Origin of the sequence: Alteromonas sp. NFXS44 (assembly GCF_040148705.1) — a bacterium.
In the GTDB taxonomy this organism is placed as follows: domain Bacteria; phylum Pseudomonadota; class Gammaproteobacteria; order Enterobacterales; family Alteromonadaceae; genus Alteromonas.
In genome coordinates this window covers 422,670-449,143 of sequence record NZ_JAGDEA010000008.1, presented here as the reverse complement: position 1 = coordinate 449,143, position 26,474 = coordinate 422,670, and the positions used below count along the sequence as shown (strand labels likewise).

Genomic DNA, 26,474 nt, shown 5'->3' with positions numbered 1-26,474 from the left:
AACTAGCCGACAATGCCAAAACGTACTGACATAAAAAGTATTCTGATTCTGGGTGCCGGCCCTATCGTTATCGGCCAGGCCTGTGAATTTGACTATTCCGGCGCACAAGCCTGTAAGGCACTGCGCGAAGAGGGTTACCGCGTCATTCTGGTAAACTCTAACCCTGCGACTATCATGACTGACCCTGAAATGGCTGATGCAACCTACATCGAGCCGATTCACTGGGAAGTGGTACGCAAAATCATCGAAAAAGAACGTCCTGATGTGGTACTGCCTACCATGGGCGGCCAGACTGCACTGAACTGTGCGCTGGATCTTGAGCGTGAAGGCGTACTGAAAGAGTTCAACGTTGAACTGATTGGTGCAACGGCTGACGCTATCGATAAAGCGGAAGACCGTGAGCGCTTTGATAAAGCGATGAAGTCTATCGGTCTGGAATGTCCCCGTGCGGAAATTGCTCACACTATGGAGCAGGCCCACGATGTACTCAGCCGCATCGGTTTCCCTTGTATCATCCGTCCGTCGTTCACCATGGGTGGCTCCGGTGGTGGTATCGCATACAACATTGACGAGTTCAATGAAATCTGTACCCGCGGTCTTGACCTTTCTCCTACCAACGAGCTGCTTATTGATGAGTCGCTGATTGGCTGGAAAGAGTACGAGATGGAAGTGGTTCGCGATAAAAACGATAACTGCATTATCGTTTGTACTATCGAAAACTTCGATGCCATGGGTGTTCACACCGGTGACTCTATCACCGTTGCACCGGCACAAACGCTGACCGACAAAGAATTCCAGATCATGCGTAACGCGGCCATGGCCGTACTGCGTGAAATCGGCGTAGAAACCGGTGGTTCAAACGTACAGTTCGGTGTGGATCCGAAAACTGGTCGTATGGTCATCATCGAAATGAACCCGCGCGTATCCCGTTCGTCAGCACTGGCCTCGAAAGCTACCGGTTTCCCGATTGCGAAAGTGGCTGCCAAACTGGCTATCGGTTATACCCTCGACGAATTGGCCAACGACATCACTGGCGGCTTGACGCCGGCGTCGTTCGAACCGTCAATCGACTACGTTGTGACTAAAATTCCTCGCTTTAACTTCGAGAAATTTGCCGGTGCTAACGACCGTCTGACCACACAGATGAAATCTGTAGGTGAGGTCATGGCGATTGGTCGTAACCAGCAGGAATCCTTGCAGAAAGCACTTCGCGGTTTGGAAGTGGGCGCAACGGGCCTGAATCCAATTTTGGATCCAGAAGACGACGAAGCCATGAGCAAGCTTAAGTATGAACTTCAGAATCCCGGCGCAGAGCGTATCTGGTACATCGGTGATGCGTTCCGTATGGGTATGAGCGTTGACGACGTGTTCTCTTACACCAACGTTGACCGCTGGTATCTGGTACAGCTTGAAGAACTGATTAAACTGGAAAACCAGGTAGCAGAGCAGGGCGTTAGCGCACTGACTGAAGATTTCACCCGCGCACTGAAGCGTAAAGGTTTCTCAGACGCCCGTCTGGCGGAACTGACTAACGTTGCTGAAAGCGATATCCGTGATATCCGCCGTGGTTTTGGCATATCGCCAGTGTACAAGCGTGTTGATACCTGTGCTGCTGAATTCTCAACCAGCACCGCGTACATGTACTCCACATACGACGAAGAATGTGAAGCTGCACCAACGGATAAAGATAAAATCATGGTACTGGGCGGTGGTCCTAACCGTATCGGTCAGGGTATCGAATTCGATTACTGCTGTGTGCACGCTGCTCTGTCTCTGCGTGAAGACGGCTACGAGACCATCATGGTTAACTGTAACCCTGAAACGGTTTCTACCGACTACGACACGTCAGACCGTCTGTACTTCGAACCGGTAACATTAGAAGACGTACTGGAAATCGTTGCAAAAGAGCAGCCCAAAGGTGTGATTGTTCAGTACGGTGGTCAGACACCACTGAAACTGGCCCGTGCTCTTGAAGCGAACGGTGTACCTATTATCGGTACGTCTCCGGAAGCCATTGACCGTGCAGAAGACCGTGAGCGCTTCCAGCACATGGTGAACAAGCTGGGTCTTAAGCAGCCGGCTAACGCAACGGTTACCAACATTGAACAGGCTCTGGCCCGTGCAGAAGAAATCGGCTTCCCGCTGGTAGTTCGTCCTTCATATGTTCTGGGTGGCCGTGCGATGGAAATCGTGTACGACCTGAAAGATCTGAAACGTTACCTGAACGAAGCGGTTAAAGTGTCTAACGACGCCCCTGTACTGCTGGACCGTTTCCTCGACGACGCGATTGAAGTCGACATCGACGCTATCTGTGACGGCACAGAAGTGGTTATCGGCGGCATCATGGAGCACATCGAACAAGCCGGTGTTCACTCTGGTGACTCAGCCTGTTCATTACCTTCACACTCTCTGCCAAAAGATATTCAGGACACCATGCGTAAGCAGGTTCGTGATATGGCGTTAGAATTGGGTGTTGTGGGTCTGATGAATACACAGTTTGCTATCAAAGACGGCGAAGTTTACCTGATTGAAGTGAACCCCCGTGCTGCCCGTACCGTACCTTTCGTATCTAAAGCAACGGGTGTACCGCTGGCGAAGGTTGCTGCCCGCTGTATGGCCGGTCAGTCACTGCAGTCTCAGGGTGTGACGGAAGAAATCATTCCGCCTTTCTATTCTGTGAAAGAAGTGGTACTGCCATTTGCTAAGTTTCAGGGTGTTGACCCGCTGTTAGGCCCTGAAATGCGCTCTACCGGTGAGGTTATGGGTGTGGGTGATACCTTCGAAGAAGCGTATGCTAAAGCCAACCTGGGTGCCAGTGCGCCGCTGCCAAGAGAAGGCAAAGCGTTACTTTCTGTACGTAACAATGACAAAGCCCGTGTTGTCGACCTTGCAAAAGCAATGATCGAAGCCGGCTTTAAGATTGAAGCGACCAGCGGTACTGCGAAGAGCCTGATTGATGCAGGTGTTGAATGTACTGTAGTAAATAAGGTGTCTGAAGGACGTCCTAACATCGTTGATTCAATTAAAAATGGTGAATACAGCTATATCATCAACACCACGGAAGGCCGCCAGGCAATCACCGATTCTGTATACATTCGACGTGAAGCGTTAGTGAATAAAATCACTTACACCACAACAATGAATGCAGCATTCGCTACGATTCGTGCAAAATCTGCCGATGACCGTAACAAGGTTTCATCAGTGCAGGAACTGCATGCCCGTATTAATGCCTGATGACAGTTGTGTGAAATTGCGCTATTCTGCGCAATCAATATTTTAGAAAAGTGCGCCGGTTGGCGCACTTTTTTTAACTCAGCGATCAAAAGGTCGGCAGACCAGTCAAAATAAGTGAGAAACACCATGAGTCAGTATCCGATGACCGCTCGTGGCGCAGAGTTATTGCGCAAAGAATTAAATGAATTAAAAACAGTGACCCGCCCGCGTATTATCGCTTCTATTGCCGAAGCACGTGAGCACGGCGACCTGAAAGAGAATGCCGAGTATCATGCTGCGCGTGAAGAGCAAAGTTTCTGTGAAGGTCGTATTCAGGACATCGAAGGAAAGTTATCTAACGCGCAAATCATCGATGTTACCAAAATGGATAATACCGGTAAGGTCATTTTTGGTACTACAGTTACCATTATGAATCTGGAAACTGATGCTGAAACCACTTACCGCATCGTGGGTGATGATGAAGCTGATATCAAAAATAATCTGATTTCAGTGAATTCTCCTATCGCCCGTGGTCTTATCGGTAAAGAACTGGATGATGTGGTAAATATCCAGACACCGGCAGGCACTGTCGAGTTTGAAATTACCGAAGTGGAATATATCTGATATTGATGGCGGAAAGTCTCTGGCTTTCCGCTTCCTCTAACCAACGCCCTCAGCGGATAAAGCCGCAACGGCAATTGATGTGTAGTACGGTACCGTTCGTGAAACATTCATTATTACTTTTAGTCCTGATCTTACTCAGTGGCTGCTCACGGATGGTAGCAGAGCGCATCGAATCACCCGCGCAATTAATTCACTACGAACAGGCCACACTGGACCAGATGTATGCCCAATGGGGCGTGGTTGAGAAGCAGTGGTGTAGTGAGCGCTCATCCTATTGTATTCCTTATAAAGATGGCGGTGCTGTTACCCGTCAGCTTCCCAGTATGTCTTTTACCGTATCGCGGGATTTTGGTAATCAGTTCAGCTTTTTGAAAGAAGTGACAATTGCTCCCCGTGATGTCGGGCAGTTTTCCGGCACCGTTGTTTTACTTCACGGTTACGGTGCGAAAAAAGAAAGCTGGATGAGTACCGGCTTCTATTTTCAGGCATTGGGATTCCGCGTCATTGAACCTGATTTGATGGGGCAGGGCGAGTCCTCTGCGCCACTGGGTTTTGGTGTGCGTGATGCAGACTTACTTGCCGAGTTTATCGACCACACCGTGGATATCACTGAAGAGCCTGTTTATCTTGTTGGTCACTCCATGGGCGCTTTAGCTGCGGTGAAAACAGCCAGAAAGCTGGAGTCAGTGGCCGGGCTGGTATTACTGGCACCTATGGACCGGTTTGACCGCGCTACTATTGGTGTTGCCCATACGTTTAAACCCCGTTTAAGCAAACTGGTACCAGATTCTTCTATTCGTGCCGGCGCAGAACTGGCGCTGAAACGGGCAGGGCTCTCTGTTGAGCAGACAGATATGTTTGCAGATTTACCTGCGCTGAATTTGCCTATTCTCACCTACGGTTCAGATCAGGATCTCGTCAGTAACATTCGCCGTGTCAACGGCTGGTCAAAACTGTCAAACGTTACCCGAATCGTAAATGATGACGAAACGCACATGTCAGTCATCGGGATCAGCGATACCGAGCATCAGGTGTTGATGAACTGGCTGGAGCATGCGGGTAATCACCGGCCTGCGCTGTCTGCTGCACGCACTGCTCAGTAAAACTGTCGTTTATTCTCTTTCTGTGCAGGCTTTCCCTGCCTGCACTTGTCGTCTTTTCTTCATTTAAAAAGCCTTTTTACCCATTATTTACGATATAATGCACCGATGTGGCGCAAATGGAGATGCAGAACAAATAATTACGGAAAAATAAAAGGTTTATGCCGGTGTGGAAATCACACCTTACTATGAGTTTTCTGATAAACGACGTTGTCTCAGGACAGCAGGGTTTATGAGAGAGTTTCATCCTTTTGCGCACTGGTAAGGAAGTATTGCTTTAGATGTCTGCCAGACGGAGAACCAGTCGTGCGCGACACCATCCGTATAATTATAAGTTTGTCTTTCCTGATTTCAGGAAGCGTTAATGCGTTGTCTTACACCAGTCTTGACAGTTGTCTTGCCAGTGCTGTGGACTGTAAAAATGAAACCCGTCAGTTACTGAAAAATACTGCTGCCGGAAGCCGGGACTGGTACATGCTGATGTACTACAACCTGTCTGCACGGTGGGATTTGGATAACCTGTCTTTGACCCGTCAGGAACTCAGCGGTTATGCTGACATGACGGATGCCCCTGATGTCTTCAAAATTGTGGTTTACACCATTTATGCCAAGAAGCTGTTAAGTAGCGGTGAGACAGAGCAGGGAACAGAATACGCTCATCTTGCCCGCGATTTAATTATGCGTTCGGCAGAGTATGCCCCTGATCCACGGCGTCTTGCCGAACTCATTATTCTTCATAACTACCTCAAAAATTATGACGCTGCCAGCGAGCTGGCTGACTGGGCGGTAAGGCGTACTGAAAATATCCGTAATCCTGATGCGAAAGCGCCTTTGCATATGGCAATCGCACATGTAGCATTTTTTATAAAGGATTACGACAAAGCATTGCAATATTACGGCTATGTGGCCGAAGCGCATGAGCATAAGAATGAGCCGCTACAGCTTTCTAATGCTTACAGCAGTCTGGGTGTTGTCTATCTGCACAAAGAAGAATATAAGCCGGCCCGGTATTATTTGAAGCTGGCGGGTCATGCCCTTGACCAGGCGCTGGGTACGTATGAAACGGGCGATAAAACCTACATCCGGCTGAGACTGGCGGAACTGGACTTTCTCGAAGATAAGAAAGAGGCTGCAATCGCCGCACTGGCTAAGATAGATCCCGGTAAAGTGCATAAACATCATATGCCACTTTACCGGAAATTACAGACACAAGCCGGTCAGTCTCCGCCGCCGATGGAGATGCGCTGAGGCTTTTTCGCTTCCGGGATAAGACGTTGTAAATCAATATGCAGCAGGCCGAGTTCCATATCGGCCGCAATCACTTTTACGTTGTCACCTAACTGGAATTTACGTTCAAAACCCCGCTCAGAAATGCCCTTGTGCAGGAACTTGCGCTCTGCCTGTTTAGGGTCGGCCAGCTTTTTACCGGCAATCCGTAAGGTATTGTCCTGTACTTCCACAATCACGTCCTGCTGACTGAAACCCGCTACAGCCATGGTGATGCGGTACTTAAACTCGTCAATCAGTTCAATGTTATACGGCGGATAGCTGCTCTGTTTTTCTGCACGGTTGGCAGCTTCAATTAATGTAGCCAGATGGTCTGAGCCGATAAAAGAGCGGTAAAGGGGAGTTAAGTCGATAGTAGGCATACCAGTCCTGTTAAGCAAAAGGCGTGAGTTCCCGTAACGGGCAACATAAATGGCCGGCCTTTTTAATTAAGCACCAGCCTGTAATGGTTTAATTATGTCAGAAAGCGGCACCGGCGGCGAGTGGGAAAGTTGCCGCCGGCAGGAAGGGTTACATCGCGAGGGATTTGACGATTTGTCCGTCTTTGACCACCAGGCCTACATCTTCCATCAGCGCCATATTATCAAGGGGGTTACCTTTTACTGCAATGACGTCGGCTTTCCGGCCCGCTTCAATGCTGCCAAGTGATTCCTGTTGTTTCAGTAATGTAGCCGAATTAATGGTGGCAGCCTGAATGGCCTGCATGGGTGTCATACCCCAGGTCACCATACGGGCGAACTGTTTGCCATTGTCCCCGTGAGGGTAAACACCGGCATCTGAACCGAACACCATGTTGACGCCGGCCTTCACCGCTTTTCGGAAATTCTCCCGTTGTTTGGTGCCTACAATGCGTTCTTTAGCGAGGCTTTCCGGCAGAATACCTGCCTTTTCACCTTCTCCGAGAATGTATTCTGTGACGTACACGTCCATGGAAAAGTACGTGCCGTGTTTTTTTGCCAGTTCAATGGCTTCATCATCCAGCAGACTGACATGTTCTACAGAGTCCACACCGGAACGGATTGCCGCTTTTATGCCGCTGGTGCCGTGAGCATGCGTGGCCACGGTGAGGCCGCGTAAATGGGCTTCTTCAATCAGTGCCTGCATTTCTTCTTCGGTGTACTGCCGGGCACCGACTTTTGTACCTTTAGATAAAACACCACCGGTGGCGCAGAACTTTATAACAGTAGCGCCGTATTTGATGTTTTCACGTACTTTTTTGCGTACTTCCCACGGACCATCAGCAACGCCTTCGCTTTTATCGTGATAGCCATAGGGGAGGAGATTATTGTCGCAGTGACCACCGGTAACACCCAGTGACGGGCCGGCCACAAACATGCGCGGACCCTGAACATCACCGTCATCGATGGCATCACGCAGCGCCACATCGGTAAAGCCCGGTGCGCCAACGTTCCGGACCGTGGTGAAACCCGCCATCAGCGTATCTTTTGCATGTTTAACACCAGTAATAGCCGCACGGGGAACGGAAACAGACAGCGATGAGTAACCATGTTTTGTGGGGTCGCTGGTCAGATGAACGTGCATGTCCATCAAACCCGGCATTAATGTGTAATCACCCAGTGCCATGACTTCAGCGTCGTCCGGTATGGCAATTTTTTTGCTGTGGCCGGCCTGAACAATCACATCATCTTCGATAATCACCACGGCGGATTCGATAACCTTACCGGCTTTCACATCCACCATGCGATCTGCGGTAATAACGAGGGGATTAGCCAGCGTAAACAAACTGGTAAGCGCCAGCGAACCGGCCATCAGGTATGTGTGTATTCTTTTGATTTTCATTGGTATTTCCGGAACTGTCCTGTCAACAGCCATACTTTACCCAATCAGCGGGAAATTTGGCTGACAATTATCGCAAAAAAGAGGAAGAAGAACGTGTACTTGTGCCTCAGAAAGGCACAAGTACGCTGTCAGCAGGGTTAATGCGTGCGTTTAAGATACAACGCAATGCAAAGGAGTAATCCGCTGACAAACCATACCGGTATATCTCCGGCGCGGTTGTAAGGTGTAAGACCATGTTTGGCTGCGACGTCAGATAGCAGGCTGCCAGCTTCAAACTGCGGCAGAACAGAGGTTACATCGCCCTTTTCATTGATGAATGCGGTAATACCATTGTTGGTCGCCCGTAATACCGGCCGGCCGGTTTCAACTGCCCGCATACGGGCAATATCCAGATGTTGTGCCGGACCGTGGGAATGACCAAACCAGGCGTCATTACTCACCGTGATGATCATGTCTGTATCGCTGTGAACATTGGCCGAAACTTGGCGGGGAAAGGCTATTTCAAAGCAAATTGCCGGTGCCAGGCGGATCCCGTTGGCTATCAGGTTTGTTTGTTCAAAGTCTCCGCGGGAAAATGAAGACATAGGTAAATCAAATAACGGGGCCAGTGGTCTTAATATGTCTTCAAAAGGCACAAATTCACCGATGGGCAGCAGGTGATGCTTGGCATACCGGTTGGCATGGAAATAATGGTAACGGGCCTGCGTTTCTTCCGGTGTTTTGCGCCCGAGCACCAGAAGATTATTCCACGCTTCTTCGGACTCCCAGTTGTAATTAACAATACCGGTTATGAGCGCTGTGTTTGTGCTTACTGCCTGGCGGTCCATGGCTTGCAGAAAGTCTGTCGCCATCAGTTCCAGTTTGGGTACAGCAGCTTCAGGCCATATCACCAGATCGTTGTCCCACAACGGCGTGGTTAAACCACGGTATTTTTCCATGGTGGGAATATCCTGTTCCGGTACCCAGCGCAGTGACTGGGCAATATTGCCCTGAACCATGGCAACAGAATGCACGCCGGCGGTTTCTACCCAGTTAACTTTCTTCAGCAGCCAGCCTGATACCAGGCTAACTATAAAAATAACCGCTAACGCCGGCCATTGGCTTCTGACTCTGAATACTGCCAGTGCTGCTGCAAGGGCAATAATAATCGCTGTAATGCCGGTTTCGCCGGCTACCGGTGCCCAGCCTGCCAGCGGACTGTTGATCTGGCTGTAGCCCACCGATAACCAGGGGAAGCCACTCAGCATCCAGCTTCTCAGCCATTCAGCAACGACCCAGAGAAACGGCAGGGCAAGCGGCCATAACCTGGCAGGAAACCAGCGTCTTGCAGCCCAGAGCGCGGTGGCAGGATACAATGCAAGATACCCGCACAGGATGAGCATGAGTCCCACTGACAACACCACAGGCAAGCCGCCAAAATCAGCGATACTGACATGCACCCAACTGATGCCGGCACCAAACCAGCCCAGACCGAACAGCCAGCCGGTCAAGAAGGGACGTTGTGTTTTTACCAGTTGGCGAATGGCCAGGGCCAGCGCCACGAACGTGACGGGCCAGAGCGAAAACGGGGCATAGGCAAAGGTTAAACTGGCACCGCTAAACAGTGCCAACAGATAGGGAATAAACGCTTTCAGGGGAGATTACTCCATGGAGGGTACGGTAACCTTGAGCTGCACCAGACGGCGCTTGTCGGAGTTGGTAATTTTGAAGTGAATATCGCTGACGGTAATTTCGTCACCGGTTTCCGGCATGTGCCCGAACGCTTTCAATACAATACCGCCGATCGTATCAGCTTCTTCTTCATCGAATTTAGTCTTGAAAAACTCATTGAAGTCATCCACCGGCGTTAATGCTTTAACAGTATAGGTAGATTTATTCAGTGGTTTAATGTCGTCTGTTCCATTTTCGTCGATGTCATATTCATCTTCAATTTCACCGACAATCAATTCCAGAATGTCTTCAATGGTAACCAGGCCGGATACACCACCATATTCGTCCACAACAATAGCCATGTGGTAGCGTTGCTGGCGGAATTCTTTGAGCAGTACGTCCACCCGTTTACTTTCCGGCACAATGACCGCCGGACGAAGTACATCTTTTAACTCGAAGGCCTTATCCGGACTGAATGCATAACTGAGCAGATCTTTTGCCAGTAAAATGCCTTCGATATGGTCTTTGTCTTCGCTGATAACAGGAAAGCGGGAGTGGGCTGTGTCCAGAATTTTAGGCAGAAACTCTTCTACCTTCTGATCGATATCAATGGTAGTCATTTGCGTTCTGGGGATCATGATATCCCGTACGCGCATTTCGTTGACACCGATAACGCCTTCAATCATTTCTCTGGTCTGGGGGTCTATCAGTTCACGCTGTTCGGCTTCTGTAATAACGCCAACCAGATCTTCCTTACTTCTCGGCTCGCCGGAAAATGTCAGTCGTAACTTATTCAACCAACTTTTGTTCGTCGAGCCGTTGGTAGAGTGAGGGTTGTCTTCGCTCATAATAGTCTTTTGTAGTGTATGAAATATAAAAGTTAAAGATCCCGGTAAGGATCGTCAATGGATAATTGCGCTAAAATCTCAATTTCCAGAGATTCCATTTCTTCGGCTTCATCATCATCGATGTGGTCGTAGCCTATCAGATGCAGGATACCGTGCACCACCATGTGGGCATAATGGTTGGCTACCGGCTTATGCTGCTCTTGTGCTTCACGGCTGATAACCGGCGCACAAATGACCAGGTCACCGAGCAGATTCAGCGGTACACCCGGCGGGCATTCAAAGGGAAATGACAGTACGTTGGTCGGCTTGTCTTTACCGCGGTAATCTCTGTTGAGGGCTTGTGATTCTTCTTCATCTACAAAGCGGATGGTCAGTTCTTTGTCGCTGATATCCAGTTGAGAGAAGATAGAGTTGGCCCAGAGAGAAAGTTGAACTTCTGTTGGAATGTGCGCCGAAACGGAGTCTTCCGGCGCATAAGCTTGCTGAAAATCGATGACTGCCGTCACGGCTTGTCCTTACTGTCGTCACCGGCATTTTGCTGCTTTTCCTGTTCGGCGGCAGCACGTTTTGCCTGACGGATTTTTTCCTGTTCACCATCAAACTTCTCATAGGCCTGTACGATTCTGGCCACCACAGGGTGACGCACAACGTCTTCAGCTTTAAAGAAGTTAAATGAAATGTCAGATACACCTTCCAGTACTTCAATACTGTTTCTCAGCCCTGAACGCACGCCACGGGGCAGGTCGACCTGGGTGATATCACCGGTGATCACCGCCTTGGAATTAAAACCAATACGGGTTAAGAACATTTTCATTTGTTCAGTGGTGGTATTCTGGCTTTCATCCAGAATGATAAACGCATCGTTCAGTGTACGGCCACGCATATAAGCCAGCGGGGCAACTTCGATCACGTTGCGTTCCATCAGTTTTTCTACCTTTTCGAAGCCAAGCATTTCAAACAGGGCATCGTAAAGGGGACGCAGATACGGGTCGACTTTCTGAGATAAATCACCCGGCAGGAAACCCAGTTTTTCACCGGCTTCAACAGCAGGGCGGGTAAGCAGAATACGGCGCACTTCCTGACGTTCAAGGGCATCAACCGCACAGGCCACAGCCAGATAGGTTTTACCCGTACCGGCAGGACCGATACCGAACGTAATATCATGATTAACCACGTTGGCAACATATTGTGCCTGGTTCGGATTACGGGGCTTAATGACCCCCCGTTTGGTTTTGATATTAACTTCTTTGCCGTAAACCGTTGATTCACTGCGTTCCGGGAAACGGGCTTCCTGAATGGCCAGGTGTACCTGCTCCGGTTCCAGTTGCGGGATGAGACCTTTAACAGGCTGAGTTTCGATATACAGTAACTTGAGCAGCTCTGCTACACCGTTGGCCTGAAGGGCCTCGCCTGACACTTTAAAGGCGTTATTACGGTAACTGATTTCTACACCAAGCCTGCGTTCGATTTGTTTGATGTTGTCATCAAACGGGCCGCACAGGCTGGACAGACGTTTATTGTCAGCAGGTTCTAATATGACTTCGTTGCTTACCAGAGTACTCAAGTTATGCTATTCCTCGCTTATTCATCAATTCAAACGGCAGGGACAAACTGACCCACGCCCAGTGCATCAGGCGCTTCCCCGTGACGCTTTGCTGTAATAGATTGGGGCGAAACTGCCACACGCAAGCCCATTTCCTTTTCGCGGCGAACCACATCACCACGCAGTGAATTGGTAAAGACGTCTGTAATTTTCACATCCACGAATTCGCCAATCATGTCCGGTGAACCTTCAAAGTTCACTACACGGTTATTTTCAGTACGGCCGGACAGCTCCATCGGGTTCTTTTTCGACGGGCCTTCTACCAGAATCCGCTGCTCCGTGCCTACCATATGACGGGCAATGCGCAATGCCTGCTGGGTGATGCGTTGCTGCAACAGTTGCAGGCGCTGCTTCTTCACGTCTTCGCTGACATCATCCACGGCATCAGCAGCAGGCGTACCCGGACGTGCGCTGTAAATGAAACTGAAGCTCAGGTCATAATCGATGGCCTGAATCAGATCCATGGTCGCTTCAAAGTCTGCATCGGTTTCACCCGGATAGCCGATGATGAAGTCTGAAGACATGCAAATGTCAGGACGTACTTTCTTCAGCTTACGGATTTTCGATTTGTATTCCAGTGCCGTGTGACCACGTTTCATCATGTTGAGAATACGGTCGGAACCGCTCTGAACAGGCAGGTGAAGGTGGTTTACCAGTTCGGGAATTGTCTCGTACGCCGCGATAATGTCATCGGTGAACTCCACCGGATGCGACGTGGTGTAACGGATACGGTCAATGCCGTCGATGGCTGCGACCATTTCCAGAAGCTCGGCAAAGCGGCAAATGGTGCCGTCGTGGTGCTCGCCACGGAATGCGTTTACGTTCTGGCCTAACAGGTTCACTTCCCGTACGCCCTGTTCAGCTAACTGCGCGATTTCCAGAATCACGTCATCAACGGGACGGCTGACTTCTTCACCACGGGTGTAGGGTACAACGCAGAATGTGCAGTACTTGGAACAGCCTTCCATAATTGAAACGAAAGCCGTGGGACCTTCTGCACGGGGTTCAGGCAGTGAATCAAACTTTTCAATTTCAGGGAAACTGACATCCACCACGGAACCGGCACCGCCCTGAAGTTGCTTAATCATTTCCGGTAAACGGTGCAGGGTTTGCGGGCCGAATACCAGATCTACGAACGGTGCGCGCTGACGGATATGGTCGCCTTCCTGTGAGGCGACACAGCCACCCACGCCGATAATGAGTTCGGGTTTATCTTTTTTCAGATTTTTCCAGCGGCCTAACTGGTGAAATACCTTTTCCTGTGCTTTTTCACGGATAGAACAAGTGTTCAGCAGGATCACGTCCGCCTCTTCTGCTTCCTGCGCAAGCGAATAACCGTGGGTAGAATCCAGCAGATCTGCCATTTTCTCCGAGTCATACTCGTTCATCTGACAGCCCCAGGTTTTGATATACAGCTTTTTGGTCATATTCACGTCACGATTTCAGGTGTTGCGGCATTAAAAACCACGGGCTAAACCCGTAAAACAGCCGGCTAGTGTTCAAAATAGCCGCGTATTTTACCTGTTGAGAAGCTGTTTGCCCAGTGGTTCCTTAAATCTGTTCCGCAGTTTAATACTGTTTAGTATAGCTTGCTGATCTATAGCAATAGTATGACATTGGCTTCATGGTAGTCGCTGCCGGTTTAGGTCATAATGCGCTATCGCTTCAGGAGATGTTATGTACGATTTTTGTATCAATGGTGGTGGAATGGTTGGCGCAGCGCTGGCATCAGGGCTGGCGCAGCAGGGATATAAAATAGCCATCATTGAAACGGTGCAGCCGCAGCCATTTCAACACGGTCAGCCGCCGGATCTGCGTTTGTCTGCTATCAGCCTGACGTCCGTGGATTTATTACGGGCGCTGGGGGCATGGGAACACATTGAAGGCATGCGGGTGCGGCCCTACGATACCCTGTCTGTGTGGGAAAATCCGGATATGGCCACCCGCTTTAATGCACAAAGTATCGGCCAGACTCAACTGGGATATTTTGTCGAGAACCGTCTTATCCAGTTAGGCTGTCACCGTGTTCTGGCGGATTTGCCAGTGGACTGGATAACGCAAACCAGTTTGCTGTCTTATGAGGTTGATGAATCCACGGCCATCACACGGGTCACACTGGAAAACGGTGAAAGTTTGCAATGCCGTTACCTTATCGGGGCTGATGGGGCCCGCAGCCGTGTGAGAGCACTGGCGCAAATTGGTTCCACTGGCTGGCAGTACGGCCAGCAGGCAATGGGCATTATTATCGAAGGTGCAGATGCTTTTGAGGGTGAGACTTGGCAGCAGTTTTATCCTTCCGGACCCAGAGCATTGCTTCCCATGTACGGTCAGTTTGCTTCGTTGATCTGGTACGACAGCGGCGAACGCATAAAGCAATTGCAAGGCATGAACGACAAAGCGTTAACAGAGGAAATTCTTAGTCATTTTCCCCGTCTTTTACCTGAATTCCGCATCGTCAGTAAGGCCGGTTTTGTGCTCACGCGTTCACATGCTTCAGACTATGTGCGGCCGGGTGTCATATTAGCCGGAGATGCAGCGCATACCATTAATCCGCTGGCAGGGCAGGGCGTGAATCTCGGCTTTAAAGATGTATCGGCTTTACTGGCCCTGACCGCCGACTGCAAACCTCAAAGTGATGAGTTTTACCACAGACTGAAAACAGAATATGAACGCCCGAGAATGAAAGACAACGCCCTGATGATGTCGGCGATGGACGGCTTCTACCTCTTGTTTAGTAATAAAATACCCCCAGTTAAGTGGTTAAGGAACCTGATGCTGAAAGGTGCGGATATGGCCGGGCCGGTGAAAGATCAGGTATTGAAGTATGCAATGGGGATGGACGAATGGAAGTTCTGATCTTACTGGGTGTGTTATTTCTGGCGCTGTTTATTATTGTGCCGTTAATTGAACGCTCCAAAATGCGGGTGAGTCCGGAAACAGCAAGCAAAATCAGCCGCTGGATTTGGCCGCTGGTGATGATTTCTCTGGTTATTCAGCTCATAAGAATGATGATGCAGGGCTGATTCAGACTGTGTCATTTCAGGCTGCGTTATTTAATTCGCTCATCGCTCTGCTTATCAGTCGTTTAATTTGTTCATCGTCTTCACAGACAAATGCCTGTGTTCTGAGACCAACAAATTGACATTGCAGCCACGCGGCCAGCTCATTGAGATTTGCTTCTTGTGATATGTTGCCTTGGTGCTGAGCATTTTCCAACACTAACAAAAATGCTGATTTCAGCGTCGCCATCCCATCAACTACCACCTGTCTGATTGCTTCCGGCAACTGTTCCATATCAGACAGAGTTCTGACCAGCAGACATTGACGTTGGTACTGCAATTCTCCGGGACAAGTCGTCACACTGACAAAATACCTTTCTAATTCTGCAAGCGCATCCGGAAAGGCTGAACAGGCCTCTATATCACTTTTACTATCCTCAACGTACGTTTCTATCACCAGCCTGAACAAGCCGTCCTTGCTTTTGAAACGGTGATAAATACTGCCGGGTCTCATATCTAATGCGGACTGGAGTTCGCGCATACCCACGGCACTGTAGCCTTTTTTCCAGAACAGCACAGTCGCATTCTTTATCAGCTCTTCATTGGTTATTTTCATTCGAATTACCTTAAAACACATTTTTTTGAACAAACGTTCAAAAATGACTTGAACGGTCGTTCAAAGTCCTTATATCTTATATACAGAGCAATCACATTGCGTTGATTATTTTACTTAACGGAGAATTTTATGACTACTTATACATTACATACTGAAGATACTGCCCCCGAAAAAGCTAAGCCACTACTGGAAAATTCAAAGAAGTCTTTCGGAATGATCCCTAACCTGCATGCGGTCATGGCATCATCTCCTGAATTACTCGAAGGTTATCAGGTGCTTCACGATTTAGCTCAGAAAACAGATTTTACTGCAGAAGAATTAACCGTGGTCTGGCAAACGGTGAACGTAGAGCACGAGTGCCACTATTGCGTACCGGCGCATACCGGTATTGCCAAAAGCATGAAAGTTGATGACAAGCTGATTGATGCATTGCGTAATAACGAAGAGCTTGAAGATGCAAAGTTAAATGCTTTGAAAAATGCAGTCCTCTCTGTCACCCGTGGTCGTGGCCACATTGACGATGAGGCGATGAAAGGCTTTACTGATGTGGGTTACACCACAAGAAATATGTTGGATATTATATTAATTCTGGCTCAGAAGGTAATGAGTAATTACACCAACCATCTGGCAGACACACCGGTAGATGCGGTATTTGAAAAGTTTGCGTGGACACCGGCTAAGTAGAACATAAGACGGCTATCTTAAACAGATAGCCGTAGTTCGTTTACCAGATACCGTCTTCGCTTTTACCCTGAATTTCGCAGTCACCGGTTTTGTATTCCATGTCACCGCCACGGTCGTGTTTGGCAAAATAGTCTTTACTGATGGAGACGATAGTAGGCGTCATCCAGACAATGGCGATGATGTTTATTACTGTCATCAGTCCCAGTGCCATGTCGGCCATTGCCCAAACAGTGGGCAAAGCTGCCTGAGAGCCCCACAGGATCATAATAAGGTATCCGGCGGTGTAGGCAATGCGGCCTGGTTTGTTGTCCAGTTTGAACATATGCAGGTTACTTTCGCCGTAGGCGTAGTTCGCAACCACCGAGGTGAATGAGAACAGACAAATTGCTGCGGCAACAAAGTCTTCACCACCCATTCCGATGTGTTTCGTCATCGCTGCCTGAGTCATGCCAATACCTTCCATCTGACCGGTTGCTTCACCGCCTGCCAGTAAAATGATAAATGCTGTCGCAGTACACAGGATCATGGTATCAACAAAAACCCCCAACATCTGAATGTAGCCCTGAGATACCGGATGATTTGGTGTAGGTGCAGCACTGGCAGCAGCATGAGGTACACTGCCTGAACCGGCTTCATTGGAATAAAGGCCACGCTGGATACCATTTTTCACGGCAGCCCCCAGCATACCGGCACCGGCTTCCTGTAAGCCGAATGCAGACTTGATAATCGACATGAGTACGGCAGGCAATTCAGTGATGTTGAAAGCCACAATAAGCAGCGCCGCTATCAAATAGCCAATAGCCATGAAGGGCACAATCCATTCTGCAAAGCGGGCAATACCCCGCAAACCACCCACAACAATGAGTGATGCCAGGGCAATAATCACCAGACCGGAATAAAGCGGATTGAAACTGTAGGCGTTGTTCAGGGCATCGGTAATGGTATTTGCCTGCACCGCACTGAATACGAAACCGTAACCGAAAAACAGACAGAGTGAAAAGGCCACTGCCAGCCAGGTTTTATTCAGTCCCTGTTTAATGTAATAAGCCGGACCACCCCGGTATTCACCGTTCTCATCTTTCACCTTATAAAGCTGACCGAGAACGCTTTCGGCAAAACCGGTAGCCATGCCCAAAAAGGCAATAACCCACATCCAGAAAATAGCGCCTGCGCCGCCAAGAGAAATTGCTACTGCCACACCGGCCAGGTTACCTGTACCTACACGGGCGGATAAGCTGGTGCACAATGCCTGAAATGAACTGATACCTTCTTTCGTTGTGGAAGTACTGCCTTTCATCAACGAGAACATATGGGTGAAATGACGGAGTTGTACCGCGCCGAGTTTCCAGGTGAACCAGAGACCACACCCGAGCAACATGACGATAAGGACCTGGCCGTCACCCCACAGCACATTATTTACGGCCGATACGATATCGTTTATCACATGAATTCCTTGTTATTTATAATAGATCTTCTTTATTGTCCGGCTATCTTATCAGAACAGGGCAGGGGGAAAAGGCTATACAACCAGTGTTTACATAAATATCTCTGTATTTTGAATTTTCAACGCACTGAAAAACAGGCATAAAAAAACCAGTCAAAAGACTGGTTTTTCTATAATATGGCTGGGGTAGCTGGACTCGAACCAACGGATGGCGGGATCAAAACCCGCTGCCTTACCAACTTGGCTATACCCCAATCAACTGGGTGTTAGCTGAATGGATTCAACATAACGAAATAATGGCTGGGGTAGCTGGACTCGAACCAACGGATGGCGGGATCAAAACCCGCTGCCTTACCAACTTGGCTATACCCCAATAATGGTGCGGAAGGAGAGACTTGAACTCTCACGCCGTGAAGCACTGGAACCTAAATCCAGCGTGTCTACCAATTCCACCACTTCCGCGCAGCTAGACATACCTGAGAGATATTGTAAGAAAGTGGTGGCTACGGCGAGATTCGAACTTGCGACCCCATCATTATGAGTGATGTGCTCTAACCAACTGAGCTACGTAGCCTCTTTCTTTCTCTTCCCTCTCAGGAAGTGGCGCGTATTATGCGGATATGCCCCCCGACCGTCAACCCCTTTTTTACTAACTTTTTTTAAGTGCTCACTATGTGTACTGAAATGCTTGATATGGCGTCAAAATGGTGGAAAAGAGATCAATTTGAGGGCATTTGCTATGAATTTCTTCCCTCGACTTTGGCGATTAATTAACCGGCTTAGCGGTCTGAATTTGCCGGTTGTGAAATCTTTTTCCCTGAAATCTGCGAATAAATCCGATAATGTGAGTAAATTGTTAAGTCAGATCTTAAAGGAAGAAGAAAAACATGATGAATAAGGTCGCTTCACCCTTCGTAAAACTCGTTGAGCGCTATCTGCCGGACCCGTATATCTTCGTTTTATTGCTTACTTTGGTGGTTTTTGCCGCAGCAGTGCTTATAGAAGGACAATCCCCGCAGCAGGTTGTTGAGCAATGGGGGAGCGGATTATGGGGACTACTCAGTTTTTCCATGCAAATGCTGCTCGTGCTTGTTACCGGATACATGCTGGCAAGTACGCCACTGGTAAAAGGCGGGCTGGAGAAAATGGCCGGACTGGCAAACTCTGCACCTAAGGCGATTTTATTGGTTTCGCTGGTATCGCTTGCTGCCAGCTGGCTGAACTGGGGCTTTGGTCTGGTGGTGGGAGCATTATTTGGCAAAGCGCTGGCGAGGAAGGTTGAGGTGGATTATCGTTTGCTGGTGGCCAGTGCCTATTCCGGATTTGTGGTATGGCATGGTGGTCTTGCCGGCTCTGTTCCACTGACCATTGCCACGCCCGGTCACTTTTCTGTTGATCAGATTGGCGTTATCGACACATCACAAACTATTTTTGCCACCTTTAACCTTGTTCTGGTCGCCATATTGTTCGTGGTAATGCCGGTGGTAAACCGTTTAATGCTGCCATCGAAAGAAGACAGTGTCATTGTACCCGCATCAAAACTTGAAGATGAACCTGTGCCGGAGGCTGAGAATACCCGTCCGGCGGATAAACTGGAAAACAGCGTTATTCTGGCACAGCTTACCGGGTTTGCCGGTCTGGCGTATCTGCTTATGTACTTTATAAATGGCGGCACGTTAAACCTGAATATCGTTAACGGTCTCTTTTTGTTTCTCGCCATTGTCTTACACGGGACACCACGGAAATTACTGCATAGTTTGCATCAGGCTGTGAAAGGCGGGGCGGGCATTGTTATCCAGTTTCCGTTTTATGCCGGGATTATGGCTGTCATGGTTCAGTCCGGCTTAGCGCAGAGTCTGTCGGAATGGCTTATCAGTCTTGCCAGTGCGCAGTCGCTGCCGGTCTGGAGCTTTATCTCTGCCGGCATTGTGAATATTTTTGTGCCGTCCGGAGGTGGGCAGTGGGCGGTTCAGGCGCCGGTGGTACTGCCTGCGGCGCTGGAGCTGGGCGCCGATGTCAGCCGTGTTGCAATGGGTGTTGCCTGGGGAGATGCCTGGACGAATTTAATCCAGCCATTCTGGGCCTTACCTGTGCTGGCGATTGCCGGACTTAAAGCAAAAGATATTATGGGGTTTTGTCTGGTGCAGTTGCTACTGACCGGCGTGGTGATTGGCGCAGTGCTGTATTGGGTTTAGCGCGTTGCCTGCCTCACCGTTTAACCAGCTTTAGCCGGTATCACAGCGTAACTTCTTAAAGATAAAAAGCGCTCAAATAAAAACACCGCCATCAGGCGGTGTTTTTGAATGACTGTGTGACTACACGTTAAAACGGAAGTGAATTACGTCACCGTCTTTAACGATATAGTCTTTACCTTCCAGACGCCATTTACCGGCATCCTTTGCGCCTTGCTCACCGCCGAACTCAACAAAATGGTCGTAGCCAACGATTTCTGCGCGGATAAAGCCTTTTTCAAAGTCTGTATGGATCTTTCCGGCTGCCTGAGGGGCTGTTGAGCCTTCAGGGAACGTCCATGCACGTACTTCTTTTACCCCTGCAGTGAAGTAAGTTTGCAAAGTCAGCAGGTTGTAGCCGGCACGGATAACGCGGTTGAGCCCCGGTTCTTCCAGACCCATATCCTGCATGAATTCTTCGCGCTCTTCGTCATCAAGCTCGGCGATTTCAGATTCAATTTCAGCACAAACTGCAACCACAACTGCATTTTCACCGGCTGCAATTTCTTTTACCTGATCGAGAAACGGGTTATTTTCAAATCCGTCATCGTTCACGTTAGCGATATACATGGTAGGTTTCAGCGTTAACATGTTTATGTAGCTGATGGCTGCCATTTCTTCTTTGGTCAGTTCCAGAGAGCGTAACAGGTGGCCTTCGTCCAGGTGCGGTTTGATCTTTTCCAGTACTTTTAATTCGTACTTCGCATCGGCATCGCCACCTTTGGCACGTTTAGATACACGGTGAATGGCTTTCTCTGCGGTTTCCAGATCCGCCAGCGCCAGTTCGGTATTGATAACGTCAATATCATCTTTCGGGCTGACTTTACCGGCAACGTGCACAATGTTGTCGTTCTCGAAACAACGTACAACGTGTCCGATAGCATCGGTTTCACGAATATTTGCCAGGAACTTGTTACCCAGACCTTCACCTTTTGAAGCACCTTCAACCAGACCGGCAATATCCACGAATTCCATGGTAGTAGGAATGACGCGCTGCGGATTGACGATTTCTGCCAGCTTGTCCAGACGTAAGTCCGGTACAGGTACTACACCGGTATTCGGTTCAATAGTACAGAAAGGGAAGTTCGCCGCTTCAATTCCGGCTTTGGTAAGTGCGTTGAACAGGGTAGATTTACCCACATTTGGCAGACCAACGATGCCACATTTAAAACCCATGTGCTGGACCCTTGTTAAGTTATCAGCCCTGAACGTCAGCTTTAAAACTATGCAGTCGGTTCTGGGCTTGCTTTAAATCGTTTTTAATTAAAATCTCTGTACACCGGACCGCTTCATCGATGGCATCTTCAATTGCCCGCTTTTCGTTTTCCGGTGGTTTGCCAAGTACGTGGCCGGTTACCTTGCTTTTATGGCCGGGGTGACCGATACCAATTCGCAAGCGTAAGAAATCTTTGTTGTTGCCCATTTTAGCGACGATGTCGCGAATGCCATTCTGACTGGAGCTGCCGCCAACTTTATATTTAGCGATTCCCGGAGGTAAATCCAGCTCATCAAAAGCAATCAACATATTCTCTGCAGGGATACGGTAGAAGTTTGCCATTGCGGCTACCGCCTGACCACTTTTATTCATGTAAGTAGTCGGGTAGATCAGACGAATATCTTGAGTGCCTACGGTTATCCGGCCAGTGAGACCAAAAAACTTACTTTCAGGCTTAAGGGAGGTGTTAAAACGCGCTGCCAGTTCGTTCAGAAACCAGACGCCGGCGTTATGTCGGGTATGTTCATATTCCGGGCCCGGATTACCCAGGCCCGCAATCAGACGGATATCTGACGACAAGCTGATTATTCCTCAGCTGCGTCTTCTTCGCCTTCTTCTGCTTCAGGTGCTTTAGGAGCAGGCTTAACAGTAACAACTGCTAAGTTGTGTGCATCATCACCTTTAGCCAGTTCAACAGACGAAACGCCTGCAGGCAGAGTCAGGTCAGACAGGTGAACGGTAGCATCCATTTCAACTGCAGCCATATCTACTTCGATGAACTCAGGCAGATCTTTAGGCAGACACGTGATTTCGATTTCGTTTACGTGGTGCTCTGCAATACCGCCAGCTTTGATAGCAGCAGATTTTTCTTCATTGATGAAGTGCAGAGGTACGCTGGTGTGCAGCTCTTCGCCAGCGATAACGCGTTGGAAGTCAACGTGAGTGATCTTAGGCTTGTAGGGGTGACGTTGCATGTCTTTAACTAACGCTTCAACTTTCTGACCGTCAATGTTCAGAGTCAGAACGTGAGAGTAGAATGCTTCGAAATCAGCAGCGTTGTTCAGTTTGTTGTGATCAAGAGTCAGTGCAACAGGGGCTTCTTCGCCACCGTACAGGATTGCAGGAACTTTATCAGCATGACGCAGGCGGCGGCTCGCACCTTTCCCCAGGTCAGTACGTACTACTGCATCCAGGTTAAAAATAGCTTCAGACATTAATATGTCTCCAATATATTTAGTTTATTTTTGTGAGTTTTTGCGACCAAAACCCACGCGATAACGGCAATAAACAAGGCTCATTAACCGTACCCCGAAATAAAAGGGCGGCGAATTCTACCACCGTGAAGCAGGATATACAAACGTCAATTACATTTCACTGTGGTGCGGTGCGACTGCTGTGGCATCGGCACTGACCACTTTTTCTACTTTAAAAACGGTTCCGAACTGGGTCGTTGTCATCATACCGGTCAGCGGCTGACCTTCGACAATCAGTTTCATGCCATTCTGACGGTAAGATTTATCCAGTCCGCGCAGGGTGAAACGCTCTCCGGTGTCAGTAATGAAACCGAAAAAGCCGCCTTCATGCTGCTGATAGACCATTTTTCCTGACAAGGTAATGTTGTTTTCCATTTCAGTGGCCTCATTGTCGATATTATCAGTCACATTTTTCGTAACGTTCTCAACCACATTGAGGGTGACGGTTTCTGTTTTTGACACGTTGTCCGGCGCAGCTTCATCGCCACAGGCACTGCACAGGCTGACTAACGCTGCTAAATAAACAAGTCTGATCATGATATCTCCGCCGTAGTTATGGTCAGCAGACCTTTTTTGTCATTGTGCCGGTTTTGACCTGAACGGACAATGAACAGGTGGATGTGGTTTATTGTTTGTGCCTTTTTATTTTATTAAAACTCAGAGGATTGAGTCTATGTCTTCAGATTTTCACTTTTACGAGCCTTCAGCGGGTCATGGCCTCAAACATGATCCCTTCAACAGTATTATTGCACCCAGACCCATCGGCTGGATTTCCACTGTTGACGAAGAGGGTATCGCTAATCTGGCACCTTACAGCTTTTTTAATGCATTCAATTACACGCCGCCCATTATTGGTTTTTCCAGCATCGGCTTTAAAGACTCAGTAAGAAATATCCGGGCGACAGGAGAGTTTTGCTACAACCTGGTGAGTGTCCCGCTGGCGCAGCAGATGAATCAGACCTGTGCACAGGTCGATGCCAGTGTGGATGAGTTTGAACTGGCCGGGCTGTCAAAAGGCGAGTCCCGCACTGTGAGAGCGCCCCATGTTGCGGAAAGTGGCGTGGTGATGGAATGCCGCAAAACACAAATCATACAATTGCAGGGCAGCAATGGTGAATTGTGTGATACATGGATGGTATTCGGTGAAGTGACCGGCGTGAAGATAAAAACATCACTAATTGAAGACGGTGTGTTTAAAACGGGCAGGGCAGAACCCCTTCTGCGGGCGGGTGGCGCAGGGGATTATTACACTATTGATAGTGAAAACCTGTTTGAGATGTTGCGTCCCCGCTGATACAAAAAGGCCGGTGCTGTCTCAGAACCGGCCTTTAATATTCTGCTCACCGGCAGCTATCAGTATTCGAACATCGCTGAGATAGACTCTTCGTTGCTGATGCGGCGAATCGTTTCAGCCAGCATTTCAGACAATGTGAGTTGCTTCACTTTGCCGGTTGCCTGCATGTCTTTTGACAGCGGGATACTGTCGGTAACAATGATTTCATCGATAACCGACTCTTTCAGGTTCTTAGGCGCATTGCCTGAGAAGATAGCGTGAGTCGCGTAAGCATAAACTTTGCGTGCGCCATGATTTTTCAGGGCTTCCGCAGCTTTAGCCAGCGTACCACCAGTGTCAATCATATCGTCAACAATGATGCAGTCACGGCCTTTCACATCACCGATAATGTTCATGACCTGAGAAACGTTCGCTTTCGGACGACGTTTATCGATAATTGCCAGTTCTGCATCATTCAACAGTTTAGCCGTTGCACGGGCACGTACTACGCCGCCGATGTCCGGAGACACAACAATCGGGTCAACAAAATCACGCTGAACCATGTCTGCAAGCAGGATTGGTGTACCGAAAGCGTTATCTACCGGTACATCGAAGAAACCCTGGATTTGCTCTGCGTGCAGGTCGATGGTCAGTACGCGGTCAACACCCACGTTAGACAGAAAATCTGCGACCACACGGGCTGTGATTGGCACCCTGGCTGAGCGGACGCGACGGTCTTGTCTCGCATAACCAAAATAAGGGATAACAGCAGTAATACGTCCCGCTGATGCACGACGCAGGGCGTCGATCATCACAATCAATTCCATCAGGTTGTCGTTGGTTGGTGCACAGGTAGACTGGATAATAAAAACGTCCGAGCCACGGACGTTTTCATGAATTTCTACACTGATCTCACCGTCGCTAAAGCGACCAACACTGGCGTTACCAAGTTTGGTATAAAGGCGTTCTGCAACCTTATGGGCAAGTTCGGGGACGGCGTTGCCTGCAAAGAGCTTCATATCTGGCACAAGTGTTTCCTCGGTGCGTTTGATAAAGGAGGTGGCTGGGGTAGCTGGACTCGAACCAACGAATGGCGGGATCAAAACCCGCTGCCTTACCAACTTGGCTATACCCCAAAAATTTAGTTCATGTCCGATGCTTCGTTCACGTATTTTAGCTTTTGTTGTAATGGCGACATATTCACACCTTTAGCAACAAAACCGGACCATTCTGCGGGCAATTTCCCGAGAACCTGTCTGGCTGAATGTTCATCACTAAATACAGAAAATACGCACGCGCCTGTGCCCGTCATCCGCGACGGTGCGAATTGTAGCAACCACTGTAATAATATTGCAACTTCCGGATGCTTTTTACAGACAATACTCTGGCAATCATTATGCGTTGCAGCGAAAGTATAATTGTGCCACTCCATGGGCGGTGTATTGCGTGGCAGGGCAGGCTCTCTGAAAATATCTGCGGTACCCACGTGTATACCCGGATTGACAACCAGATACCATTGTTCGTCTAAATCAGCGGGACTGATGTGCTCGCCCACACCGCCGGCGAAACCCGTGCGGCCTTCAACAAAGATAGGTACGTCGGCGCCCAGACGCAGACCTAACCCGGCCAGCTCTGCTGTACTCAGGCCGCACTGCCACAAGTAGTTCAGTGCAACCAGAACTGTGGCGGCGTTAGATGAGCCACCGCCAATACCGCCGCCCATGGGCAGTGACTTTTTCAACCGGATGTTTGCGCCTTTGTCTGTTCCCGTGTGTTCCTTTAACAGTCTGGCTGCTTTTACAATCAGATTATCTTCATCATTCACACTGGGAATCGACGGATTAAGGGTGATATTGCCGTCGTTGGTGACATCAAAAGCCAGTTCATCACCACGGTCCAGTAACTGAAACAGGGTCTGAAGCTGATGGTAACCGTTATCGTATTTACCGAGGATATGAAGGAATAAATTCAGTTTGGCCGGGCTGGGCCACCATTCACTGTGTTGCATTACTGTATGGTCCACTCATCAATCCGGATTTTTATCCATATTTTTGTGTTGTCTGTGCGGGTAAGCATTAACTGATGCGGTAACCACAGTCCTGCTTGCTCACCATAGTTGCTGTAACTGACTTGCCAGTTGCCGCAGGCTTCACAGCCCGGAGAAAGGGAAGCCAGTAGTTGTTTATCGTTGAGCTTGTAGTCGTCACCCCGTAAAGGCAGCCCTTTCACCCAGTTCAGCAGCTTGCCGGCGGGAATATCCCAGCCGGTTGTCTGGTAAATCAGACGTGCAGGACTGGTGTCCTGCCAGCGCTTATCGTCAGCTTCCAGTGTAGCCATGCCGTCACTGAAATCGATATTCGCCAGGGTAATACCCAGCATATTGGTTAAACGGAAATTAAAATCGGGCTCATCGGTTTTCCAGTTTACGTGAGCGCTGACAGCTTCTTTTTCATTGCGGATAGCCATCTTACCTTTCATCTGCCAGCGGGTGACGGATTTCAGCTTCTCAAGCTGTGAAGGCAGGTTTACTGCGGTCTCCGGGCCATCCGGCAGAGTGGTACAGGCTGATAACAGGGCGATAAACAGACCTGCAAAAAGTATTCGGAAAATCATGAACGATTATGATCCTACGC

General features: G+C 49.0%; 25 protein-coding genes and 5 tRNA genes. 9 read left to right on the top strand and 21 right to left on the bottom strand.

Annotation, left to right across the window (positions count from 1 at the left end):
* Positions 1–12 precede the first annotated feature (12 nt).
* The 4 genes from carB (at position 13) to J3369_RS13000 (ending at position 6,185) form a co-directional block, all read left to right on the top strand.
* Complete coding sequence (gene carB, locus J3369_RS13015) at positions 13–3,234, top strand: carbamoyl-phosphate synthase large subunit (RefSeq protein WP_349587521.1); 3,222 nt, start codon at positions 13–15, stop codon at positions 3,232–3,234.
* A gap of 126 nt (positions 3,235–3,360) precedes the next feature.
* On the top strand, positions 3,361–3,837 hold the full coding sequence (greA, locus tag J3369_RS13010) for a transcription elongation factor GreA (protein WP_119501775.1): 477 nt from the start codon (positions 3,361–3,363) through the stop codon (positions 3,835–3,837).
* A 98-nt stretch (positions 3,838–3,935) separates the two neighbouring features.
* A complete protein-coding gene (locus tag J3369_RS13005) occupies positions 3,936–4,940 on the top strand; it encodes an alpha/beta hydrolase (RefSeq protein ID WP_349587518.1) in 1,005 nt (334 codons plus the stop codon).
* A gap of 303 nt (positions 4,941–5,243) precedes the next feature.
* Entirely contained in the window at positions 5,244–6,185 is a 942-nt protein-coding gene (locus J3369_RS13000; RefSeq protein WP_349587515.1) for a tetratricopeptide repeat protein, read from the top strand.
* On the opposite strand, the gene J3369_RS12995 is transcribed toward J3369_RS13000, so the two are convergent.
* The 7 genes from J3369_RS12995 to miaB all read right to left on the bottom strand — a co-directional run bounded on the left by J3369_RS12995 (position 6,155) and on the right by miaB (position 13,552).
* Entirely contained in the window at positions 6,155–6,586 is a 432-nt protein-coding gene (locus tag J3369_RS12995) for an Hsp20 family protein (protein ID WP_349587512.1), read from the bottom strand. The two genes, J3369_RS13000 and J3369_RS12995, sit on opposite strands and share 31 nt — an antisense overlap.
* 148 nt (positions 6,587–6,734) lie before the next feature.
* On the bottom strand, positions 6,735–7,994 hold the full coding sequence (locus J3369_RS12990) for a Xaa-Pro dipeptidase (RefSeq protein WP_349587664.1): 1,260 nt from the start codon (positions 7,992–7,994) through the stop codon (positions 6,735–6,737).
* 167 nt (positions 7,995–8,161) lie between these two features.
* A complete protein-coding gene (gene lnt / locus J3369_RS12985; RefSeq protein WP_349587661.1) occupies positions 8,162–9,628 on the bottom strand; it encodes an apolipoprotein N-acyltransferase in 1,467 nt (488 codons plus the stop codon).
* 36 nt (positions 9,629–9,664) lie between these two features.
* Entirely contained in the window at positions 9,665–10,522 is an 858-nt protein-coding gene (gene corC / locus J3369_RS12980; RefSeq protein WP_303575583.1) for a CNNM family magnesium/cobalt transport protein CorC, read from the bottom strand.
* A 32-nt stretch (positions 10,523–10,554) separates the two neighbouring features.
* Positions 10,555–10,968 (bottom strand): rRNA maturation RNase YbeY, encoded by a 414-nt coding sequence (gene ybeY, locus J3369_RS12975; protein ID WP_502877447.1) that lies wholly within the window; start codon positions 10,966–10,968, stop codon positions 10,555–10,557.
* A gap of 56 nt (positions 10,969–11,024) precedes the next feature.
* Positions 11,025–12,086: a PhoH family protein gene (locus tag J3369_RS12970; protein ID WP_119501767.1), complete on the bottom strand. Its 1,062-nt coding sequence runs from the start codon at positions 12,084–12,086 to the stop codon at positions 11,025–11,027.
* Positions 12,087–12,115: 29 nt separating this feature from the next.
* Complete coding sequence (miaB, locus tag J3369_RS12965) at positions 12,116–13,552, bottom strand: tRNA (N6-isopentenyl adenosine(37)-C2)-methylthiotransferase MiaB (RefSeq protein WP_349587505.1); 1,437 nt, start codon at positions 13,550–13,552, stop codon at positions 12,116–12,118.
* A gap of 250 nt (positions 13,553–13,802) precedes the next feature.
* Between miaB and J3369_RS12960 the strand changes: the two genes are divergently transcribed.
* Positions 13,803–14,981 carry an FAD-dependent monooxygenase gene (locus J3369_RS12960; protein ID WP_349587502.1) on the top strand — a complete coding sequence of 393 codons (1,179 nt, stop codon included), beginning with the start codon at positions 13,803–13,805 and terminating at the stop codon, positions 14,979–14,981.
* Positions 14,969–15,148: a hypothetical protein gene (locus J3369_RS12955; RefSeq protein ID WP_119501764.1), complete on the top strand. Its 180-nt coding sequence runs from the start codon at positions 14,969–14,971 to the stop codon at positions 15,146–15,148. The genes J3369_RS12960 and J3369_RS12955 overlap by 13 nt, the downstream gene beginning before the upstream one ends.
* A 16-nt stretch (positions 15,149–15,164) precedes the next feature.
* Here the strand turns inward: J3369_RS12955 and J3369_RS12950 are convergent, their stop codons facing one another.
* Positions 15,165–15,740 (bottom strand): TetR/AcrR family transcriptional regulator, encoded by a 576-nt coding sequence (locus J3369_RS12950; RefSeq protein WP_349587499.1) that lies wholly within the window; start codon positions 15,738–15,740, stop codon positions 15,165–15,167.
* A 129-nt stretch (positions 15,741–15,869) separates the two neighbouring features.
* Between J3369_RS12950 and J3369_RS12945 the strand changes: the two genes are divergently transcribed.
* Positions 15,870–16,424 carry a carboxymuconolactone decarboxylase family protein gene (locus J3369_RS12945; RefSeq protein ID WP_349587496.1) on the top strand — a complete coding sequence of 185 codons (555 nt, stop codon included), beginning with the start codon at positions 15,870–15,872 and terminating at the stop codon, positions 16,422–16,424.
* A gap of 40 nt (positions 16,425–16,464) precedes the next feature.
* Here J3369_RS12945 and J3369_RS12940 read toward each other — a convergent pair whose 3' ends face one another.
* The 5 genes from J3369_RS12940 to J3369_RS12920 form a co-directional block, all read right to left on the bottom strand.
* Positions 16,465–17,868, bottom strand: a complete 1,404-nt coding sequence (locus tag J3369_RS12940; RefSeq protein WP_349587493.1) for an alanine/glycine:cation symporter family protein — start codon at positions 17,866–17,868, stop codon at positions 16,465–16,467.
* Positions 17,869–18,046: 178 nt separating this feature from the next.
* Positions 18,047–18,122: transfer RNA gene (locus J3369_RS12935), tRNA-Gln, on the bottom strand.
* A gap of 43 nt (positions 18,123–18,165) precedes the next feature.
* A tRNA-Gln gene (locus J3369_RS12930) sits at positions 18,166–18,241 on the bottom strand.
* A 4-nt stretch (positions 18,242–18,245) separates the two neighbouring features.
* A tRNA-Leu gene (locus J3369_RS12925) sits at positions 18,246–18,330 on the bottom strand.
* Between the two features lie 35 nt (positions 18,331–18,365).
* Positions 18,366–18,442, bottom strand: a tRNA-Met gene (locus J3369_RS12920).
* Between the two features lie 313 nt (positions 18,443–18,755).
* On the opposite strand from J3369_RS12920, the gene J3369_RS12915 reads away from it, so the two are divergent.
* Positions 18,756–20,063, top strand: coding sequence for a short-chain fatty acid transporter (locus tag J3369_RS12915; RefSeq protein WP_349587490.1), 1,308 nt, complete (start codon positions 18,756–18,758; stop codon positions 20,061–20,063).
* A gap of 120 nt (positions 20,064–20,183) precedes the next feature.
* On the opposite strand, the gene ychF is transcribed toward J3369_RS12915, so the two are convergent.
* The 4 genes from ychF to J3369_RS12895 form a co-directional block, all read right to left on the bottom strand.
* The gene (gene ychF, locus J3369_RS12910) at positions 20,184–21,275 is read right to left on the bottom strand and encodes a redox-regulated ATPase YchF (RefSeq protein ID WP_349587488.1); all 1,092 of its coding nucleotides are present in this window, start codon (positions 21,273–21,275) and stop codon (positions 20,184–20,186) included.
* Between the two features lie 22 nt (positions 21,276–21,297).
* Positions 21,298–21,894: an aminoacyl-tRNA hydrolase gene (gene pth, locus J3369_RS12905; protein ID WP_119501758.1), complete on the bottom strand. Its 597-nt coding sequence runs from the start codon at positions 21,892–21,894 to the stop codon at positions 21,298–21,300.
* A 5-nt stretch (positions 21,895–21,899) separates the two neighbouring features.
* Positions 21,900–22,529 carry a 50S ribosomal protein L25/general stress protein Ctc gene (locus tag J3369_RS12900; RefSeq protein ID WP_119501757.1) on the bottom strand — a complete coding sequence of 210 codons (630 nt, stop codon included), beginning with the start codon at positions 22,527–22,529 and terminating at the stop codon, positions 21,900–21,902.
* A 150-nt stretch (positions 22,530–22,679) separates the two neighbouring features.
* Complete coding sequence (locus J3369_RS12895) at positions 22,680–23,105, bottom strand: hypothetical protein (RefSeq protein WP_303574148.1); 426 nt, start codon at positions 23,103–23,105, stop codon at positions 22,680–22,682.
* A gap of 136 nt (positions 23,106–23,241) precedes the next feature.
* Between J3369_RS12895 and J3369_RS12890 the strand changes: the two genes are divergently transcribed.
* Positions 23,242–23,862 carry a flavin reductase family protein gene (locus tag J3369_RS12890; protein ID WP_349587484.1) on the top strand — a complete coding sequence of 207 codons (621 nt, stop codon included), beginning with the start codon at positions 23,242–23,244 and terminating at the stop codon, positions 23,860–23,862.
* Positions 23,863–23,921: 59 nt separating this feature from the next.
* On the opposite strand, the gene J3369_RS12885 is transcribed toward J3369_RS12890, so the two are convergent.
* From J3369_RS12885 to lolB, 4 genes are all read right to left on the bottom strand, one after another.
* Positions 23,922–24,869, bottom strand: coding sequence for a ribose-phosphate pyrophosphokinase (locus J3369_RS12885; RefSeq protein ID WP_303574146.1), 948 nt, complete (start codon positions 24,867–24,869; stop codon positions 23,922–23,924).
* 32 nt (positions 24,870–24,901) lie between these two features.
* A tRNA-Gln gene (locus J3369_RS12880) sits at positions 24,902–24,977 on the bottom strand.
* Positions 24,978–24,982: 5 nt separating this feature from the next.
* Positions 24,983–25,864, bottom strand: a complete 882-nt coding sequence (gene ispE, locus J3369_RS12875) for a 4-(cytidine 5'-diphospho)-2-C-methyl-D-erythritol kinase (RefSeq protein WP_349587481.1) — start codon at positions 25,862–25,864, stop codon at positions 24,983–24,985.
* A complete protein-coding gene (lolB, locus tag J3369_RS12870; RefSeq protein ID WP_349587479.1) occupies positions 25,849–26,454 on the bottom strand; it encodes a lipoprotein insertase outer membrane protein LolB in 606 nt (201 codons plus the stop codon). Before lolB ends, ispE begins: the two co-directional genes overlap by 16 nt.
* Between the last annotated feature and the right edge of the window lie 20 nt (positions 26,455–26,474).

Coding starts and splice junctions, on each gene's coding strand:
- carB (WP_349587521.1), top strand. CDS start 13: ATGCCAAAACGTACTGACATAAAAAGTATTCTGATTCTGGGTGCCGGC.
- greA (WP_119501775.1), top strand. CDS start 3,361: ATGAGTCAGTATCCGATGACCGCTCGTGGCGCAGAGTTATTGCGCAAA.
- J3369_RS12995 (WP_349587512.1), bottom strand. CDS start 6,586: ATGCCTACTATCGACTTAACTCCCCTTTACCGCTCTTTTATCGGCTCA.
- J3369_RS12990 (WP_349587664.1), bottom strand. CDS start 7,994: ATGGCCGGTTCGCTGGCGCTTACCAGTTTGTTTACGCTGGCTAATCCC.
- corC (WP_303575583.1), bottom strand. CDS start 10,522: ATGAGCGAAGACAACCCTCACTCTACCAACGGCTCGACGAACAAAAGT.
- miaB (WP_349587505.1), bottom strand. CDS start 13,552: ATGACCAAAAAGCTGTATATCAAAACCTGGGGCTGTCAGATGAACGAG.
- J3369_RS12960 (WP_349587502.1), top strand. CDS start 13,803: ATGTACGATTTTTGTATCAATGGTGGTGGAATGGTTGGCGCAGCGCTG.
- J3369_RS12955 (WP_119501764.1), top strand. CDS start 14,969: ATGGAAGTTCTGATCTTACTGGGTGTGTTATTTCTGGCGCTGTTTATT.
- J3369_RS12950 (WP_349587499.1), bottom strand. CDS start 15,740: ATGAAAATAACCAATGAAGAGCTGATAAAGAATGCGACTGTGCTGTTC.
- J3369_RS12945 (WP_349587496.1), top strand. CDS start 15,870: ATGACTACTTATACATTACATACTGAAGATACTGCCCCCGAAAAAGCT.
- J3369_RS12915 (WP_349587490.1), top strand. CDS start 18,756: ATGATGAATAAGGTCGCTTCACCCTTCGTAAAACTCGTTGAGCGCTAT.
- ychF (WP_349587488.1), bottom strand. CDS start 21,275: ATGGGTTTTAAATGTGGCATCGTTGGTCTGCCAAATGTGGGTAAATCT.
- J3369_RS12900 (WP_119501757.1), bottom strand. CDS start 22,529: ATGTCTGAAGCTATTTTTAACCTGGATGCAGTAGTACGTACTGACCTG.
- J3369_RS12895 (WP_303574148.1), bottom strand. CDS start 23,105: ATGATCAGACTTGTTTATTTAGCAGCGTTAGTCAGCCTGTGCAGTGCC.
- J3369_RS12890 (WP_349587484.1), top strand. CDS start 23,242: ATGTCTTCAGATTTTCACTTTTACGAGCCTTCAGCGGGTCATGGCCTC.
- lolB (WP_349587479.1), bottom strand. CDS start 26,454: ATGATTTTCCGAATACTTTTTGCAGGTCTGTTTATCGCCCTGTTATCA.